Genomic DNA, 18,343 nt, shown 5'->3' on the forward strand with positions numbered 1-18,343 from the left:
ATGGCCGCAATCGAATTGCGCAAACTGACCAAGAGTTTTGGCGCCTATACCGCGCTCGGTGGGCTCGACCTCTCCATCGGCGACGGCGAATTTCTCGTCCTGCTCGGCCCCTCCGGCTGCGGCAAGTCCACCACCATGCGCATCGTCGCGGGCCTCGAAGAGCCCACGTCGGGCGAGATCCTGATCGGCGGGCGCCGGGTCAACGACATTCCGGCCCGCGACCGCGACCTCGCCATGGTGTTCCAGAACTATGCGCTCTACCCGCATATGACCGTCGGCGAGAACATCGCCTATCCGCTGAAGGTCCGCAAAGTGGCAAAGCCCGAGCGGGAGGAACTGGTTCGCGCCGCAGCCCAGCGCGTCGACATGCTGCATCTCCTCACTCGGCGCCCGGCCGAGCTTTCCGGCGGCCAGCGCCAGCGCGTGGCGCTTGCGCGCGCCATCGTGCGCCGCCCGCAGATCTTCCTGATGGACGAGCCTCTTTCCAACCTGGACGCGAAGCTGCGCACGGTGATGCGCGGCGAGTTGAAGAACCTGCAACGGGATCTCGGCGTCACCACCGTCTACGTGACCCACGACCAGGTCGAGGCCATGACGCTCGCCGACCGCATCGTCGTGCTCAACAAGGCGGTAATCCAGCAGATCGGAACGCCGGCCGAAATCTACGCCCGTCCCGCAAACACTTTCGTCGCCGGCTTCATCGGCTCGCCGCCGATGAACCTCTTGCCCGGCCATCTGCGGGATGGATGGTTCGCCAGCGACGGCGGGCGTTTCCCCTTGGCGCAGGCGGCGGGCGACGTGACGCTCGGGGTGCGGCCGGAGCATGTCCGGCTCGCCCCGGAAGGCAGCGGTCATTTCTCCGGCACCGTCTTTTCATCGGAACTGCTCGGCGATTGCACCATCCTGATCGTCAAGGCGGGCGAAGCCCTGATTGCCGCCAAGCTGCCGCCGGAGACGGGGTTTGAAAGGGGCGCGCCCGTCAGCCTCAGCTTCGAGGCGGGGCGCATGCACCTCTTCGATACGGAGAGCGGCGAGCGGCGGGGAGAGGCGTGATGTCGACGCCCATTCTTTCGCCGGACTGTCTGCGGGTGTTCTTCGACGGCATCTGGAGCGAGCCGCGGCTCAGCCATCCGGAGGGCGTCGCCGTCGGGCCGGATGGCTGGATCTGGTGCGGCAATCAGGATGGCGATCTCTGCCGTATTGCGCCGGATGGCAGCCGCATCGAGCGTGTTGCCGGAACCGGCGGCTTCATCCTCGGTCTCGCCTTCGACGGCGACAGGGCGCTCTATGCCTGCGACCTGAAACATGCCTCGGTGTTTCGGCTGGATCTCGGCACCGGCGCGCTCGCGCGGCTCGAAGCGCCGGGACTGCGCATTCCCAACTATCCCATCATCGATCGGCGCCGGGGCCGGCTCCTCGTCTCGGACAGCCACGATTCCGCGCAACCCGGACCCGGCATCTGGTCCTTCGACCTCGCCGGTGGCGAAGGGCGGCTCTGGTGCAAAGCCGATTTCACCTTCGCCAATGGCCTTGCCATGCGGACCGGCGACGAGGCGCTCTATGTCTGCGAGACCTTCGCGCAACGGGTATCGCGGGTCGAGATCGAAGCGGATGGCGGCGCCGGTGCCATCAGCCGGTTCGTTACCGATCTGCCCGGCTATCCGGACGGCCTGGCCTTCGACGGGCAAGGCAATCTGCTGGTCTCCCTCTACGAACCCTCGCGCATCCTGCGCATCGACAGCGCGGGAAACGTCCGCGTGCTCGCCGAAGACCCGACGGCACATGTGCTATGCCATCCCACCAACATCGCCTTTGACGGCACAAGGCTTTTTGCCGCCAATCTCGGCCGCTGGCACATCGCGGCCATCGACTGTGATGTCGGCGCGCCGCCGCTCTGGAGGGCATCGCTATGACCTTCATCGGCCTGACCTGGGACCATCCGCGCGGCTACAATGCGCTCGCCGAGACTGCGCGCCGCGTGAATGCGGGCCGCGCGGCGCCGTTGATCCACTGGAACAAACAACCGCTCGAAGGCTTTGAAAGCGCGTCGATTCGCGAACTCGCCGAAAACAACGATCTTCTGGTGATGGATCATCCGCATATCGGCGAAGCTGTCGCGGAGGGCTGTTTCCTGCCGCTCGAAGACCTCTATCCCGCCGAGCAGTTGCGGGCCTGGCGGCAGGACAGCGTCGGTCCCTCGGCCGAAAGTTATCGCTGGGACGGCAGGACCTGGGCCTTGCCGCTGGATGTCGCGACGCAGGTCATGGCCCGCCGCACCGACCGCATCGCCAACCCTCTCCATGGCTGGGACGAGGTTGCGACACTGGCAAAGCACCTGCCGGTGGCGCAATCGCTCGCCGGCCCTCATGCGGTGCTGAGCCTGATCTCGATGGTGGCGGGCGCCGGCGGCCGCGTCGGCGGGGAGGATTTCCTGTCGGACGCCAAAGGCGGGGCCATGCTTGAAATCATGCACCGCCTTTATGCCCGCCGTCCGCCCGGCAGCGAGGATCTCAATCCCATCGGGCTTCTCGAAACCATGGCCCGAAGCGACGACATCGCGCTCGTGCCGCTGGTCTTCGGCTATGTCACCTATGCAGCACCCGGCCATGCGCCCCACACGATCGGGTTTTCGGACACGATCCGCATGTCGCAGGGCAAGGGCGGCGTGATCGGGGGCACGGGCATCGCCTTCTCACGCCGTTGCCGGCCGACGCCGGAGCTTCTCGCCCATATCGCATCGCTGCTCTCGGTGCCGACGCAGGTCGAAACCTTTCCCGCCTTCGGCGGCCAGCCCTCCGCGCGCGCCGCCTGGCAGGATGCGGCAGTCAACGATGCCTGGGGCGATTTCTATCGCAACACGCTCGCCACCGCGCAAAGCGCGCTGCTGCGCCCTCGCTTTGACGGCTACATCGCCTTCCAGACGGCGGCGGCGGAACGGATCCGTAGCGCGCTGGAGCGGCGGGAAGAGCCGGAAACCACCCTTGCCATCCTTCGCACCCTTTGGTTCCGCGCGCGCCATGCCGCACGCGGACGTCTCGATACCTGAAAGGCTTTTCCCCATGACCGAACCGCAAACCTCCACCCCCGCGGCCCTGGCGGGCATCCGCATCCTCGATTTTTCGCACCTGCTGCAAGGCCCGTTCGCCACGCAGCTTCTGGCGGATATGGGGGCGGATGTCATCAAGATCGAGCGCCCCGGCAAAGGCGATCTCTTCCGCTCGCTCACCTTCCGCAACAAATGGGTCGGCGGCAGCGAGAGCCCGAATTTCCTTGCCTGGAACCGCAACAAGCGCTCGATCGCGCTGAACCTCAAGGCACCGGAGGTGAAGGCGGTTCTCATGGAGATGGCGAAAAGCGCCGACATCGTCGTGCAGAATTTCCGGCCCGGCGTGATGAGGGCGATGGGCTACGGCTACGAGGATTTTCGCGCCGTCAATCCGCGGATCATCTATTGCTCCGGGTCCGGCTACGGCGAAGACGGTCCCTATGCCGATCGGCCGGGCCAGGACATGCTGGTGCAGGGCCTCACCGGCATCATGGCGGCGACCGGGCAGGCCGATGCGCCGCCGACGCCGGTGGGGGCGGGTTTCTCCGACCAGGTCGGCGCGATGAACATGGTCTACGGCATCCTCTCCGCCCTTTACTGGCGCGAAAAGTCGGGGCTCGGGCAGGAGGTCAAGGTGAACCTTCTCGCCGGCATGCTGGCGCACCAGAACCAGGAAATGGTCATGGCGCTGAACTTCAACGAGGATTTCCAGCGCCCCCGCTCGGGCATCGGCCATCCCGGCATGGACGCGCCGTTCGGCACCTATCCGACCAAAGACGGCTGGGTGACGATCGCCATGAGCCCCTACCGCACGCTTGTCGGCGTGCTCGGCAATGACGACCTGCTCGTCTATGACGACCCGCAAAAGCTCTTTGCGCAGCGAGACGAAATCTGGCGCGCGCTTGCCGCGGAGACCGGGAAATGGACGAGTTCGGCGCTGCTGGAGGCCTTGCTCGAGGCCGATATCTGGTGCGGCGAGGTGAAATCCCATCTTCAGGCCGCAGAGGACCCGCAGGTGCGCCACATGGAACTGGTGACGAGCTACGACCATCCGCGCGCCGGCACCGTCAAGGTCATCGCGCCCGCCGTGCGCCATTCGGAAACGCCCGCCACGATCCGCCGACCCGCGCCATTGGTCGGGCAGCATAGCCGCGAAATTCTCAGCGAGTTCGGCTACAGCCGGGATGAGATCGAGGCGTGGCTGGCATCGGGCGTCGTTTATGCTGACGAAGCTTCTACATAATCGTCGCGCTGGGCTTCCTAGCCCTCGACCGGGATGTCCAAACCCACCTTCACGCGATCCATCGCAACGAAGGTGCGGAACCGCTTGACGTTGTTGTTGCCGAAGAACAGGCGGCGGGTCAGGGCTTCGTAATCGGCCATGGCCGGAACGACGACGACGAGGATGAAGTCCGCTTCGCCGGTGACGTAATAACACTGCTGGATTTCCGGCGCGGCGGCGAATTCCCGCTTGGCCGCCTCGATCTGCGCCGCCGTCTCGCTGATCACCTCCACCTCCACGAAGATGGTGATGGATTGCCCGAGGGCGACCGGATCGACGACGGCGACATTCGCCCGGATGACGCGGTCTTCGGTCATGCGCTTGATCCGGCGCTGGACAGCCGGTGCGGAGAGATTGACGGCCTCGCCGATGGTGCGTTGCGGCGTGGTGTTGTCCTTCTGCAGGATCGCGAGGATTTTTCGGTCGAAGGCATCGAGGCGCACGAATGGGTCTCCGGACGAAACAAACTTGCAAATCGGAGGCCGAATATCAGCGCTCATTTCGGTGCGGTTGCAATATCTTTCAGCAACCACAGCGAAAGGGGCCGCCCATGTTTCTCAGGAATTCCCATGCCGACTATCGCGCTCCGCTCGATCCGCGCGATGCCGAGACCCTCGGCATCGACGCCGCGGCCGAGGTCGAGCGCCATCTCTCCTTCCGTGACAACCATGCGGAAACGCCGCTCGTCGCGCTGCCGGGGCTGGCGAAAAAACTCGGCGTCGGCGCGGTCCATATCAAGGACGAGGGGCATCGCCTCGGGCTCGGAAGCTTCAAGGCGCTCGGCGGGGCTTATGCGGTGATCCGGCTTGTTCTGGAAGAGGCGGGCACGCGGCTTGGCCGGATCATCGACATATCCGAGCTTCATGCGCCGGAGGTGAAGGCCGTCGCGGGCAGCATGACGGTCGCCTGTGCGACCGATGGCAACCACGGCCGTTCGGTCGCACAGGGCGCTGCGCTGGTGGGCGCGCGGGCGGCGATCTTCGTGCATTCCGGCGTCAGCGACGAGCGGGTGGCCGCCATCGCCCGCTTCGGGGCGGAGATGATCCGCGTCGACGGCACCTATGACGATTCCGTCCGGGAGGCGGCGCGCGTGGCGGAGGAGCGGGGCTGGACGATCGTCTCGGACACGTCCTGGCCGGGCTACGAGCGCATCCCCGGACTGGTGATGCAGGGCTACACCGCGCTCGTTCGCGAGGCGCTGCGGAAACTGCCGGAGCTTGCGACCCATGTCTTCATCCAGTCGGGCGTGGGCGGCATTGCCGCCGCCGTCGCCGGTCACCTCGCGCTCGAATTCGGCGACGCCCGCCCGGTCTTCACCGTTGTCGATCCGGCGCGGGCCGCCTGCCTGTTCGAGACGGCGCGGGCGGGCCGTCCGGTGACAATTCCGCATGGCGCGCCGACCGTCATGGCCATGCTCGAATGTTACGAGCCGTCGCTCATCGCGTGGCGTATCCTGTCGCGCGTCGCGGATGCCTTCATGGCCGTCGACGAAGAGGACGCGATTGCGGTGATGAAACACCTCGCCAACCCGGTGGATGGCGATCCCGCCATCGTCGCCGGAGAAAGCGGCGGTGTCGGCCTTGCAGGCTTGATGCGCGCGATCGCCGATCCGGCGGTCAAGGCTGCGCTCGGCATCGACACGCGCTCGCGCATCTTTCTCGTCAACACGGAGGGTGCCACGGACCCCGGCAAATACGAGGACATCGTCGGGTTTTCGCCCGCGGCCGTCGCCGCACGCAACAGGAAGGACGCCGCACCATGACCATCGACAGAAAGGCGCTTCACGCCGAAATGACCGACTGGCGGCAGGATCTGCACGGCGAGAGAAAGCGGAAAGCGTTCGTTCGGCGTGATGCACCAGTCGCCGGAATCCAATGGACAAACGCGCTTTGCTCTAGGAAAATGCAGTTTTCCGAGGCGCAGGGCTCCGACAATTGACAAACTATACCCCTCTTCACAACCGCGTTCGCGATCAACTCGAAATACGGTTTGGACAGAATCTGAAGCCTGGAGAACGGATAAACGAGGCCGAGATAGCCGCTGATCTCGGTGTTTCCAGGACGCCTATCCGCACGGTTCTGCGGCAAATGCAGAGCGAAGGCATCGTCGAATACGAGCAGCATCGCGGCTTTCGGCTTGTGAAGTCGACGGAGCGCGTCGCCAAATCCGACACGGACTCGAGCGCCCTGCTCGACGAACGGGTGATGCGGGACATGGCGCTTGGCAAGCTCGGTTCGCCCATCAGCGAACGCGCGCTGATGCAGCGATATTCGGTCGCGCACGGCATCCTCATGTCGACCTTGCGCAGCCTCATGCGGGACCAGCTGGTCGAGCCGACGGCCAGCCGGGGCTGGATATTCGCGGATGTCGGGGCGAATGCGCTGGCGAACGGCTACAGGTTCCGCCAGATCGTCGAGCCGGCCTCGATGCTCGCCGATATCTACGAGGTCGATATCCCGGCCATCGAGGCGCTCGATGCCGAACACCAGAACGCCATTTCCAACATCGAAACGATGGAGCGGCGCCGGCTTTTCGATCTCGACGCCAAGTTTCACCGGCAGGTGGCCCTCGGCGCCAAGAGCACGCATCTCGTCGATGCCATAGAGCGGCAGAACAATATCCGGCGGGTCAACGAATATATCGGTTTTACCCGGCTCGACCGCATCCGCGATTCCATGATGGAGCACCGCAAGATCATGGCTGCCCTGCTCATCGGCGAACGCCAGCTGGCCGCCGCCCTGATGCGGGTTCACCTGCAAATCTCGCGCGCCGAGACCTTCGAGCATATCGACGAAGACCTCGAACTGGTTCGCACAGGCCGCGTCAAGCTCGGCATGGACGACGCCTGATCGCTGCGCCACCAGCGTCAGGCTTTCGGTATTCTTCTTTACAATGCAAAATTTGCCTTGTTCGTGCACCGCGGGAACAAAGAGCTTCCTGCGGACGTTGCCTATAATCTTCCGCATTGCGCATCTGCTGCCTCGGACACCGATCCGGCTTTAAGCCTCGTTCGGTATCTGTCGTAGGTCGCTATAGAGAAATCTCCTGACGCCACCGTTTACAAAAAGCACAGAATACGGATAATAAATATCCTTATTTCGCGGACGGGTTTGATGATCCTCAAGAGCCAAGTCGAATGGGCACTGCACTGTTGTGCCATTCTCGCCGGACTTCCGGACGGGCGTTATCTTTCTACAAAGGCTCTGGCCGAATTCCATGGCCTGCCGAAGGAATATCTCTCCAAGGCGTTGCAGAGCCTGTCCCAGGCGAAGCTGGTCGAATCCACGCTGGGGCCGAGCGGTGGTTATCGCCTTGCCCGGCCGACGGCTGACATCACCTTTCTCGATGTGGTGGAGGCCGTGGAAGGCAAGGAACGGACCTTTGCCTGCAGCAATATCCGCGCCAACAATCCCTGCCGTCCCGAAGGCTATTGCGACGCCGGCCCCTGCGCGGTTGCCCGCGTCATGTGGGATGCCGACGAGGCGTGGCGGGCAAAGCTGCGCAGCGTCAGCCTCGCGACGCTCGTCCGGACCCTGGAGCAGGACATTCCGGCTACGCTTTGGCAGAGCAGTTTCGAGTGGGTATTGAAACGCGCCGGATAGAAGGAATCGACGGCCGGGGTGGACCGGCCGTCTCCAAATCGTCAATCCACCAGCGCCACGGCGATTTCCGCGGCCAGTCGTGCATTGTTCTCCACCAGCGCGATGTTCGTCTTCAGGCTGCGGCCGTCCGTCAGGCGGAAGAGGCTGTCGAGCAGGTAGGGTGTCACGGCCTTGCCGGCGATCTCGTCGCGTTCGGCATTGTCGAGCGCGCGGGCGATGTAGATCTCCATTTCTTCGCGCGCGATTTCGTCGGCTTCCGGCACGGGATTGGCGATCAGCATGCCGCCGTCGACGCCGAGCTGGTCGCGCACCGTCTGGAAATGGGCGATGGCCGCCGGGCTGTTCAGCGTCAGCGGGCTTTTCAGCCCCGAATCGCGCGACCAGAAGGCCGGGAAGATCGGGCTGTCATAGGTGACGACGGGCACGCCGCGGGTCTCCAGCACCTCCAGCGTCTTCGGAATGTCGAGGATCGCCTTGGCGCCGGCGCAGACCACGATGACGCCGGTGCGCGACAATTCGTCGAGATCGGCGGAAATGTCGAAGGTCTCTTCCGCCTTGCGGTGCACGCCGCCGATGCCGCCGGTGGCAAAGACCCGGATGCCGGCACGCGCAGCACCGATCATCGTCGCCGCGACCGTGGTGGCGCCCGTGCGCCGCTCCGCGATCGCGAAGGCGAGGTCGGCCCGCGACAGCTTCATGGCGCCTTCCGTCTTCGCAAGCGTTTCGAGCATCGCATCGTCGAGGCCGATATGCAGCACGCCATCGATCACCGCGATCGTCGCCGGCACGGCGCCTTCCTCGCGGATGATGCGCTCGACGCTGCGGGCCATGTCCAGGTTGCCCGGATAGGGCATGCCATGGGTGATGATCGTCGATTCGAGCGCGACGATCGGCGCGCCGCGGGCCTTGGCGGCGGCGACTTCGTCCGAATATTGCATCGGCAGAAGGGAGGAGGCGGGTCTGGTCATGCTGGGTCCTTGCGGATTTTTGGGCGGAATTTTCGGCAAGAAAGTTTCATGCCATCCATTCGGCCCGCGGCACAAGAGAAAGTGCGGCCGCAAGCGCCGCCTGCGACATTTCTTCAGCCACGGCCAGCGGCGAGCGCACGGTGATCGCGGCCGCCGCCACGCCGTGGCGCAGCGCCTCGCCAAGGTCCCGCCCGGCAAGCCAGGCGCTGACGAAGCCGGACGCCAGCGAATCGCCGGCGCCGGTGACATCGCCGAGCGCCGGGATTTCCGGCGGCGTGACGAGCGCGGCACCTGTCGCATCGAAGGCGATGACGCCGCGCCCGCCGCGTGTCACCACGCCTGCGGCAAGGCCCGCCGCGCGCAACGCCTTCGGCCAGTCGGCCGGGTTTTCAGGCGCCGCACCCGTCAGCGCGCGCGCCTCCGCCTCGTTCATGAACAGGAAGGCGAGGCCGGTGAGGTTCTTCTCGAACCGCACCACCTTGGCCGGCGAGATGGCGATGCCGGCGATCGGGACGCGGGCGTCAGCCGCCGCCTTCGCCATCGCGGCAAGCGTTTCGGCCGGCAGGTTCGCATCGGTGAGGATAAGGCCCGCCGTTGCAATTGCCTCGCGCATCGCCCGCTGCTGCAGGCGCCGCGGCGAAAACAGCCGGTACAGCTCCATGTCGGCCAGCGCGATGACGAGGTTGCCGTCGCGCTCGATGATCGCCGTGTAGCTCGGCGTCGCCCGGTCGAGGAAGGTGAAGGGCGTGTCCTCGATGCCGGCCGCCGCGGCCGCCGCCGCGACGATTTCGCCGTCCGCATCGCCGCCGCGCGGCGAAACGAGCCGCACCGCATGCCCCAGCCGCGAGAGGTTGCGCGCCGCATTGAAGCCACCGCCGCCCGCTTCCACGAACCAGCCGCCGGGGTTGCTCGCACCCGGCGTCGTCTCGCCGGCGATGCGTCCGCGCCTGTCCACATGGGCGCCGCCCATCACCAGTATCGTCTTTCCCGTCATCGTCTTCCTTCACGCTCGCCGATTCGGCCCCGAAGGTCCGGCGGTGGAGCGGATATACCCTTGTTCCTGCGTGGCTTTATCCCACCGAAACGAAAATAGAACACGCCTCCGATTCACAAAAACATTCAAATGGATAAATGCTTCTTGCAAAATGAGAACAAAATGTGTACATAGCTTTCATCGGCGGGTTCGTTGCCTGTCTTGCTTCAATAACCTAAAGGTGGACAGAATGGCACAGAACACTTTGCGGCTCGTAGAGGATAAAGCAGTGGATAAAAGCAAGGCACTCGAGGCGGCACTCTCCCAGATCGAGCGCTCCTTCGGCAAGGGCTCCATCATGAAGCTCGGCGGGAAGGACAGCGTCATCGAGATCGAGACGATTCCCACCGGTTCGCTGAGCCTCGACATCGCGCTCGGCGTCGGCGGCCTGCCCAAGGGCCGCATCATCGAGATCTACGGTCCGGAAAGCTCGGGCAAGACGACGCTGGCCCTGCAGACCATTGCGGAAGCCCAGAAGAAGGGCGGCATCTGCGCCTTCGTCGACGCCGAACACGCGCTCGACCCGGTCTATGCCCGCAAGCTCGGCGTCGATCTGGAAAACCTCCTGATCTCGCAGCCCGACACCGGCGAGCAGGCGCTGGAAATCACCGACACGCTGGTGCGCTCCGGCGCGGTCGACGTGCTGGTGATCGACTCGGTCGCCGCACTCACGCCGCGCGCGGAAATCGAAGGCGAGATGGGCGAGAGCCTGCCCGGCCTCCAGGCCCGCCTGATGAGCCAGGCGCTGCGCAAGCTGACGGCCTCGATCTCCAAGTCGAACACGATGGTGATCTTCATCAACCAGATCCGCATGAAGATCGGCGTCGTCTACGGTTCGCCGGAAGTGACGACGGGCGGCAATGCGCTGAAGTTCTACGCCTCCGTCCGCCTCGACATCCGCCGCATCGGCGCGGTCAAGGAGCGGGACGAGGTCATCGGCAACCAGACCCGCGTCAAGGTCGTCAAGAACAAGATGGCGCCGCCCTTCAAGCAGGTCGAGTTCGACATCATGTACGGCGAGGGCGTCTCCAAGACGGGCGAGCTCATCGACCTCGGCGTCAAGGCCGGCATCGTGGAGAAATCGGGCTCCTGGTTCTCCTATAACAGCCAGCGCCTCGGCCAGGGCCGCGAGAACGCCAAGACCTTCCTGCGCGACAATCCGGATCTTGCCAACGAGATCGAGACGTCGCTGCGCCAGAATGCCGGCCTGATCGCCGACCGCTTCCTGGAAAACGGCGGCCCTGATCCGAACGATTCCAGCGACGACGACGCCGCGGCGATGTAATCGCCGCGCAACGCCCGCCAGAATATCGAAAAACCGGCCTCTTCTTCGTGAAGGGCCGGTTTTTTGATGTCTGGACAGGTGCCGAGGCGGGCGATAAAAGCCTTCAGTTCTCGCGCGCGACCAAGGGTTTCCGGCCTTCCGCAAGACAGGCGGCAGGCGCGCCGTTTCGACGGAATTCGTGGGTGGATGGCCTTCACGGACCTTCCGGGCGGGCACTCGACGGCGTCGCGCGTCAGATATGGCGCGCAGGGGCGCTGTAGCATTTTGAATTTGCTGCCTATTTCCCAAATCGATAGCGGTTTGGAAATGGGCGGCAGCCGGCGAGGCGGTTGCGCTGTCGTTGCGGGACAATTGGGTGGGTAATGCGCCGGTTTTCAGGTGCAGACGGTGCAGAGATGAAGGACGCGATATGAACGGCGTGAATGAAATCCGGTCGACTTTCCTCGACTATTTCCGAAAGAACGGACACGAGGTCGTGCCGTCCAGCCCGCTCGTGCCGCGCAACGACCCGACGCTGATGTTCACCAATGCCGGCATGGTGCAGTTCAAGAACGTCTTCACCGGCCTGGAATCGCGCCCCTATTCGACGGCGGTCTCCGCGCAGAAATGCGTGCGCGCCGGCGGCAAGCACAACGACCTCGACAATGTCGGTTATACCGCGCGCCACCACACCTTCTTCGAGATGCTCGGCAATTTCTCCTTCGGCGACTATTTCAAGGAACGCGCGATCGAGCTCGCCTGGAACCTGATCACCAGGGAATTCGGCATCGACAGGAACCGCCTGCTCGTCACCGTCTACCACACGGACGACCAGGCCTTCGACCTCTGGAAGAAGATCGCCGGCCTTTCCGACGACCGCATCATCCGCATCGCGACCAGCGACAATTTCTGGGCGATGGGCGATACCGGCCCCTGCGGTCCCTGTTCGGAGATTTTTTACGACCACGGCGATCATATCTGGGGCGGCCCGCCCGGCTCGCCGGAAGAGGATGGCGACCGGTTCATCGAGATCTGGAACCTCGTCTTCATGCAGTTCGAGCAGATCACCAAGGAAGAGCGCGTCGACCTGCCGCGCCCGTCGATCGATACCGGCATGGGCCTGGAGCGCGTCGCGGCCCTTCTCCAGGGCAAACACGACAATTACGACATCGACCTGTTCCGCGCGCTGATCGACGCCTCCGTCGAGGCGACCGGCGTCCCGGCCGAGGGCGAGGCGCGCGCCAGCCACCGCGTCATCGCCGATCACCTGCGCTCCTCCGCCTTCCTGATCGCCGACGGCGTGCTGCCGGCAAAGGACGGCCGCGGCTACGTGCTGCGCCGCATCATGCGCCGCGCCATGCGCCACGCGCAGCTGCTCGGCGCCAGGGATCCGCTGATGTGGAAGCTGCTGCCGACGCTGGTCGGCGAGATGGGCCGCGCCTATCCGGAACTCCAGCGCGCCGAAGCGCTGATCTCCGAGACGCTGAAGCTGGAGGAAACCCGTTTCCGCACCACGCTGGAACGCGGCCTGACGCTGCTTTCGGATGCGACCTCGACGCTCCACAAGGGCGACATGCTGGATGGCGAAACCGCCTTCAAGCTCTACGACACCTACGGCTTCCCGCTCGACCTGACGCAGGATGCGCTGCGTGCCCGCGAGATAAACGTCGATCTTTCCGGCTTCACGGATGCGATGGAGCGCCAGAAGGCGGAGGCCCGGTCGCACTGGGCCGGCTCCGGCGACAAGGCGACCGAGACGATCTGGTTCGAACTCAAGGAAAAGTTCGGCGCAACGGAATTCCTCGGCTACGACACAGAGACGGCTGAAGGCGTCGTCCAGGCGATTGTTCGCGACGGCAAGGCGGTCGATGCCGCCTCAGTCGGCGATCAGGTGCAGCTCGTCGTCAACCAGACGCCGTTTTACGGCGAATCCGGCGGCCAGATGGGCGATACCGGCGTCATCGTTGCCGATGGTGCTAAGCTCGACGTGTCGGACACGCACAAGAAGGGCGAGGGCGTCTTTGTCCACGTCGCGACCGTTTCCGAAGGCACGCTGAAGGTCGGCGATGCGGTGGCTCTCTCCGTCGATCACGCCCGCCGCGCCCGCCTGCGCGCCAACCATTCGGCGACGCACCTGCTGCATGAGGCGCTGCGCGAAGTCCTCGGCACGCACGTCGCCCAGAAGGGCTCGCTGGTCGCGCCCGAGCGCCTGCGCTTCGACGTCTCGCACCCCAAGCCGATGTCGGCGGAGGAACTGCGTGTCATCGAGGATATGGCCAACGAGATCATCGTGCAGAATTCGCCGGTCACCACCCGCCTGATGACGGTGGATGACGCGATCGCGGAAGGCGCCATGGCGCTGTTCGGCGAAAAATACGGCGATGAAGTGCGCGTGGTCGCCATGGGCACCGGCATGCGCGGCGCCAAGGCGAACCGGCCCTATTCGGTCGAGCTCTGCGGCGGCACGCATGTCGCGGCCACCGGCGAGATCGGCCTCGTGCGCATCCTCTCGGACAGCGCCGTCGGCTCCGGCATCCGCCGCCTCGAAGCGTTGACGGGGGAGGCCGCCCGCGCCTATCTCGCCGAGCAGGACGAGCGCGTGAAGGCGCTCGCCACGACGCTGAAGGCGCAGCCCGGCGAAGTGCTCGCCCGCGTCGAGGCGCTGGTCGACGAGCGCCGCAAGCTGGAGCGCGAGCTGACCGAGGCGAAGAAGAAGCTGGCGCTTGGCGGCGGCGGCACGAGTGGCGGCGACGATGGCGTGCGCGACGTCGCGGGCGTCAAATATCTCGGCAAGGTCGTCACCGGCGTCGAGCCGAAGGACCTGAAGAGCCTGGCCGACGAGGGCAAGAAGAGCCTTGGTTCCGGCGTCGTCACCTTCGTCGGCGTCTCGGCGGATGGCAAGGCGAGCGCCGTGGTCGCCGTCACGGAAGACCTGACCGGCCGCTTCAGCGCGGTCGATCTGGTGCGCCGCGCCTCCGAAGCGCTCGGCGGCAAGGGCGGCGGCGGGCGCCCCGACATGGCACAGGCCGGCGGCCCGGATGGCGCCAAGGCGGCGGATGCCCTCGAGGCGGTTGCGGGCGCAATCGCCGGCTGATCGGCACATTTTCACGATGGGACGGCGGGCTTTGCCCGCCGTTTTCGTTTGCGAAGTCTTCAACGTTTCCGCCTAGCCTGTCCGCGCGCGGAGTGTTTGTTTTGATTGAAGACATCATCAGCATATCGACCTTGATGATCTGTACCTTCCTGGCGACGACGGTCATCGGGATTTTTCTGCTGCAGATCTGGCTGACCGACCGGCGGCATGCCGCAGCGGCAGGATACTGGTGCCTTTCCATGTGGATCGGCTCGCTCTGCACCCTGCTCTTCGCGCTGCGCCCGATCGGGCCGCCGCTGCTCACCGTCGGTCTCGGCAATGCGCTCGCCGCCTGCGGCTACGCTTTCATGTGGGCCGGTTTTCGCGTTTTCGATCGCCGCCGCGTCTATCCTGCCGTCGTGCTGGCCGGGCCCCTGGCGTGGTCTCTTCTCTATCTGCTGGTGCCGCCGGTGACCGGCGACGTGAACAACCGCATCGTCGTGATCTCGGTGATCATCACCGCCTATTCTTTGTGGATCGGCGCCGATATCTGGCGCGAACGCCGCGCCGAGGCGCTGCCGACGCGCGTGCTCGCGGCGTTCTTCTTCGTGACGCACGGCATCATCTATTCGCTGCGCATCCCGATGGCGATCCTCGCGCCGGCACCCATCGAGCACGGCACCGCCTATTCCGCCTGGTTTGCGATCTTCACGCTCGAACTTTTCGCCCACACGATTCTCGCCGCCGTCGCCATGCTGGTGCTCATCAAGGAGCGCGGCGAGGCGCTCTATCGCCAGGCCTCGCGCACCGATGCGCTGACGGGCATCGCCAATCGCGGCTCCTTCCTCGACGACATGCAGAAGCGCCTGGCCGACCGCTCGCCGGGCACCCTGATGATCTTCGACCTCGATCGCTTCAAGGCGATCAACGACACGCACGGCCATGTCGCGGGCGATATCGTGCTGAAGAAGTTTTCCGCCCGCATTTCCGCCGGGCTGCAGGCGAACATGCTGTTCTGCCGCTTCGGCGGGGAAGAATTCGCGCTCTACGCGCCGGGGCATGACATGGCGCGCGCCGAACAATTCGCCGAAGCGCTGCGGCGCGAGGTCGAGTCACTCGCGATCAGCAACGAGGGCCGCGACATCGCGGTTTCGGTCAGCATCGGGCTTGCCGATGTCGCCACCTTCGGCGCGGATTTCGACCGCCTGCATTCGGCCGCCGATGCCGCGCTCTATGCGGCGAAGGAGGGCGGGCGCAACCGGGTGATGCGCGCCGCACCCTCGACGGGCCTTGCCGACCTTGCGGAGCGCATGCGCGCGCCGGTGATTTCCCCCGTCGGCATCGCCATGGGCTAACGCGCGGCAATCTCGGCCATCGCCGCGTCCACTGTTGCGGTGAAGGTGAGGCGCGGCGGGTGCAGCTCGTGGGCTTCCAGCATGCGGCGCATGTCGGGCTTCAGCCCCGCAATGAACACGCGCACGCCGGCGCGTTCCGCCTTGCGCACGAGGCCTTCGATCACGCTCGCCGCCGTCGAATCCAGCAAGGGCACATCCGTGCAGTCGAGCACGAAGTTGCGGCGCTGGTCGGCGATGCGGTCGAGCACCGCGCCGACGCTCGCGGCCGCGCCGAAGAAGAAGACGCCGCTGATGCGGTAGATCACCGTGTCCGGGTCGTTGCCCGCGACCGGCCGCTCCGGCAGGCCGCCGTCCTCCCCGGCATTCTCGATGGCCCGCACGATCTGCGGCACCGTCTCCTCGCGGATGTTCACTGCCTTGCCCATGCGGTCGATGAAGAGGACCGCGCCGATGAGGAAGCCAACGACGATGCCCTCCGTCAGGTCGCGGAAGACGACGAGCAGGAAGGTGACGGCGAGCACCGCCGCGTCACCCCGCGACGAGCGGAAGAGGGCGGCGATGGCGGGCCGTTCGACCATGTTGAACGCCACAACCGCCAGCACGCCGGCAAGCGCCGCGAGCGGAATGTAGCTTGCGAGCGGTGCGGCGACGAGCATGAAAAGCAGCAGGAAAACCGAATGCAGCATGCCGGAGACCGGGCTGGTGGCGCCGGAGCGCACATTCGTCGCCGTGCGGGCGATGGTGCCCGTCACGCAGATGCCGCCGAACAGGGCCGAGCCGATATTGGCGAAGCCCTGCGCGATGAGCTCCATGCTGGAGCGGTGGCGCCGCCCCGTCATGCCGTCTGCGACGACCGCCGACAGCAGCGATTCGATGGCGCCGAGCAGCGCGAAGGCGACCGCATCGGGCAGCACGGCGATGACCAGATCCGGCGAGAAGGACGGCAGCGCCGGCACCGGCAGGCCGCGCGGGATGCCGCCGAAGCGGGTGCCGATCGTATCGGCCGGCAAGGAGAGGAGGGCGGTTGCGGCGGATGCGACGGCGACGGCGATGAGGAGATTGGGCCAGGCGGGCCGGAAACGGCGCAGCATCAGGATGATGGCGATGGTGACGCCGGCAACGCCGAAGGCGGCGGGGCTGAAGGTCGGCCGTGCCGCCCAGAGTGCCGCGAGCTTTTCGAGGATCGGTCCCGGCTCCTGTCCGCCAAGCTTCAGGCCGAGCAGTTCGCCGATCTGGCTGGCGAAGATGATGACGGCGATGCCGGCGGTGAAGCCGACCGTCACCGGATAGGGAATGAACTTGATGAATTTGCCGAGCCGCAGGTAGCCGGCGAGCGCGAGAATGATGCCGGAGAGAAATGTCGCAAGCAGCAGGCCTTCGACGCCGTGTCGTGCGACGGTGGCAGCGACGAGCACGATGAAGGCGCCGGCCGGCCCGCCCACCTGGAAGCGGCTGCCGCCGAGTGCGGAGACGAGGAAGCCGCCGATGATCGCCGTATAGAGGCCGCGGTCGGGCGTGACGCCGGAGGCGATGGCGATCGCCATGGAGAGCGGCAGCGCGACGATGGCGACGGTGAGGCCGGACAGCACATCCGCCTTCAGTCGCGCCGGCCCGTAACCCTCCGCGAAAACGCTGGCGAGCTTCGGCATCAGGGTATCGGTCATGGCGCGCCTCAGGAGGCCGGTGGAAAGGGGAAAAGCTGGCCGGCGAGGGCATCTCACGCCGAGTCGCCCGTTTTTGCAATGACGGACGTCAAAGCCTTGTGAAAATTGCAAGGCAAGGCAGAAGCGCAGGATTTGTGAAATCGCCGCATGCTTGGTTGAATGCGTCCCGACGAAAGAGGTGCGGCATGGGCGAGAACGAAATCTGGGCGAGCTACGAGAAGCGTCTGTCGCGCGTATCCGCCTATATCTACGATCATCTGGACGAGGATATCGACCTCGACCGGCTGGCGGAGATCGCCTGCCTTTCGGCGCATCACTGGCACCGCGTCTACCGGGCCGTGCACAACGAGACGCTGGCGGCGACCGTCCGCCGGCTTCGCCTGCACCGCGCCGCGGGAGACCTGGTGCGGTCCGACCAAACCGTGCGGGACATCGCCGCGCGATGGGGCTACCCCAATCTCCAGTCGTTCACGCGCACCTTCGCGGCAGCCTATGGCATGCCGCCGACGCGCTACCGGCGGGAGGGGAGCCATCGCGCCTTCGAACCCCAAAGCGGCAAGGAGCCGACCCGCATGTACGACATCACCATCCGCACCCTACCCGAACAGGCGCTGCTCGGCGTTTCCCATGCCGGGTCCTATATGGGCATCGGCAAGGCCTTCGAGGCGCTTTACGGCGCGCTGTTCTCCCGCAACATTTTTCGGCCGGACATGCGCATGGTCGGGGTTTTTCTCGACGATCCGGATCTCGTGGCGGAGGACCAGCTGCGCTCCTTCGCCTGCGTCACGGCGGACGCAGCCGTTCCCGCCGAGGCCCCGCTGGTTCGCCGCACGCTTGCCGGCGGCGATTATGCGGTGCTGCGCCACCAGGGGCCGTACGCCAATATGGGCGCGGCCTACCGCTGGCTCTACGCCACCTGGCTGCCGGCCTCCGGCCGCTCCATCCGCGACGAGGTGATGTTCGAGACCTATCTCAACAATCCGCGCGAGGTGCCGCCAAGTGAACTGCTGACGGAAATCCACCTGCCGCTTCAGCCGGCCTGATGATGAAGGCGGG

At 65.5% G+C, this 18,343-nt stretch carries 16 protein-coding genes; 12 read left to right on the top strand and 4 right to left on the bottom strand.

Translation table 11 applies throughout. The annotated features are described in order from the left end of the window. The 4 genes from VGN93_RS11975 to VGN93_RS11990 are packed head-to-tail and all read left to right on the top strand — an operon-like array spanning position 1 to position 4,289. Complete coding sequence (locus VGN93_RS11975; protein ID WP_327507668.1) at positions 1 to 1,053, top strand: ABC transporter ATP-binding protein; 1,053 nt, start codon at positions 1 to 3, stop codon at positions 1,051 to 1,053. Beyond that, positions 1,053 to 1,913, top strand: a complete 861-nt coding sequence (locus VGN93_RS11980; protein ID WP_327507669.1) for an SMP-30/gluconolactonase/LRE family protein — start codon at positions 1,053 to 1,055, stop codon at positions 1,911 to 1,913. The genes VGN93_RS11975 and VGN93_RS11980 overlap by 1 nt, the downstream gene beginning before the upstream one ends. Beyond that, complete coding sequence (locus tag VGN93_RS11985; RefSeq protein WP_327507670.1) at positions 1,910 to 3,046, top strand: extracellular solute-binding protein; 1,137 nt, start codon at positions 1,910 to 1,912, stop codon at positions 3,044 to 3,046. Before VGN93_RS11980 ends, VGN93_RS11985 begins: the two co-directional genes overlap by 4 nt. A 13-nt stretch (positions 3,047 to 3,059) precedes the next feature. Beyond that, positions 3,060 to 4,289 (top strand): CaiB/BaiF CoA-transferase family protein, encoded by a 1,230-nt coding sequence (locus VGN93_RS11990; protein WP_327507671.1) that lies wholly within the window; start codon positions 3,060 to 3,062, stop codon positions 4,287 to 4,289. A gap of 17 nt (positions 4,290 to 4,306) precedes the next feature. Here VGN93_RS11990 and VGN93_RS11995 read toward each other — a convergent pair whose 3' ends face one another. Continuing rightward, positions 4,307 to 4,771, bottom strand: coding sequence for an Lrp/AsnC family transcriptional regulator (locus VGN93_RS11995; RefSeq protein WP_327507672.1), 465 nt, complete (start codon positions 4,769 to 4,771; stop codon positions 4,307 to 4,309). Between the two features lie 107 nt (positions 4,772 to 4,878). Here VGN93_RS11995 and VGN93_RS12000 point away from each other — a divergent pair, with 107 nt between their 5' ends. The 4 genes from VGN93_RS12000 to VGN93_RS12015 all read left to right on the top strand — a co-directional run bounded on the left by VGN93_RS12000 (position 4,879) and on the right by VGN93_RS12015 (position 7,930). Further along, positions 4,879 to 6,090 carry a diaminopropionate ammonia-lyase gene (locus VGN93_RS12000; protein ID WP_327507673.1) on the top strand — a complete coding sequence of 404 codons (1,212 nt, stop codon included), beginning with the start codon at positions 4,879 to 4,881 and terminating at the stop codon, positions 6,088 to 6,090. Beyond that, complete coding sequence (locus VGN93_RS12005) at positions 6,087 to 6,266, top strand: hypothetical protein (protein ID WP_327507674.1); 180 nt, start codon at positions 6,087 to 6,089, stop codon at positions 6,264 to 6,266. Before VGN93_RS12000 ends, VGN93_RS12005 begins: the two co-directional genes overlap by 4 nt. Then, a complete protein-coding gene (locus VGN93_RS12010; protein ID WP_327507675.1) occupies positions 6,263 to 7,177 on the top strand; it encodes a GntR family transcriptional regulator in 915 nt (304 codons plus the stop codon). Before VGN93_RS12005 ends, VGN93_RS12010 begins: the two co-directional genes overlap by 4 nt. A 264-nt stretch (positions 7,178 to 7,441) precedes the next feature. After that, complete coding sequence (locus tag VGN93_RS12015) at positions 7,442 to 7,930, top strand: Rrf2 family transcriptional regulator (RefSeq protein WP_327507676.1); 489 nt, start codon at positions 7,442 to 7,444, stop codon at positions 7,928 to 7,930. 41 nt (positions 7,931 to 7,971) lie between these two features. Here the strand turns inward: VGN93_RS12015 and VGN93_RS12020 are convergent, their stop codons facing one another. Beyond that, complete coding sequence (locus VGN93_RS12020; protein ID WP_327507677.1) at positions 7,972 to 8,898, bottom strand: pseudouridine-5'-phosphate glycosidase; 927 nt, start codon at positions 8,896 to 8,898, stop codon at positions 7,972 to 7,974. Positions 8,899 to 8,944: 46 nt separating this feature from the next. Further along, positions 8,945 to 9,892 (bottom strand): carbohydrate kinase family protein, encoded by a 948-nt coding sequence (locus tag VGN93_RS12025; protein ID WP_327507678.1) that lies wholly within the window; start codon positions 9,890 to 9,892, stop codon positions 8,945 to 8,947. A 229-nt stretch (positions 9,893 to 10,121) separates the two neighbouring features. On the opposite strand from VGN93_RS12025, the gene recA reads away from it, so the two are divergent. From recA to VGN93_RS12040, 3 genes are all read left to right on the top strand, one after another. After that, positions 10,122 to 11,216 (top strand): recombinase RecA, encoded by a 1,095-nt coding sequence (recA, locus tag VGN93_RS12030; protein WP_319321687.1) that lies wholly within the window; start codon positions 10,122 to 10,124, stop codon positions 11,214 to 11,216. 409 nt (positions 11,217 to 11,625) lie between these two features. Further along, positions 11,626 to 14,289, top strand: coding sequence for an alanine--tRNA ligase (alaS, locus tag VGN93_RS12035; protein ID WP_327507679.1), 2,664 nt, complete (start codon positions 11,626 to 11,628; stop codon positions 14,287 to 14,289). A gap of 101 nt (positions 14,290 to 14,390) precedes the next feature. Further along, positions 14,391 to 15,623, top strand: a complete 1,233-nt coding sequence (locus VGN93_RS12040) for a GGDEF domain-containing protein (protein WP_327507680.1) — start codon at positions 14,391 to 14,393, stop codon at positions 15,621 to 15,623. Here the strand turns inward: VGN93_RS12040 and VGN93_RS12045 are convergent. Next, positions 15,620 to 17,287 carry a SulP family inorganic anion transporter gene (locus tag VGN93_RS12045; protein ID WP_327507681.1) on the bottom strand — a complete coding sequence of 556 codons (1,668 nt, stop codon included), beginning with the start codon at positions 17,285 to 17,287 and terminating at the stop codon, positions 15,620 to 15,622. The two genes, VGN93_RS12040 and VGN93_RS12045, sit on opposite strands and share 4 nt — an antisense overlap. Positions 17,288 to 17,472: 185 nt before the next feature. Here VGN93_RS12045 and VGN93_RS12050 point away from each other — a divergent pair, with 185 nt between their 5' ends. Further along, positions 17,473 to 18,330, top strand: coding sequence for an AraC family transcriptional regulator (locus VGN93_RS12050; protein WP_327507682.1), 858 nt, complete (start codon positions 17,473 to 17,475; stop codon positions 18,328 to 18,330). Positions 18,331 to 18,343 lie beyond the last annotated feature (13 nt).

It is taken from the genome of Shinella sp. (genome assembly GCF_035998705.1).
Lineage (GTDB): Bacteria > Pseudomonadota > Alphaproteobacteria > Rhizobiales > Rhizobiaceae > Shinella.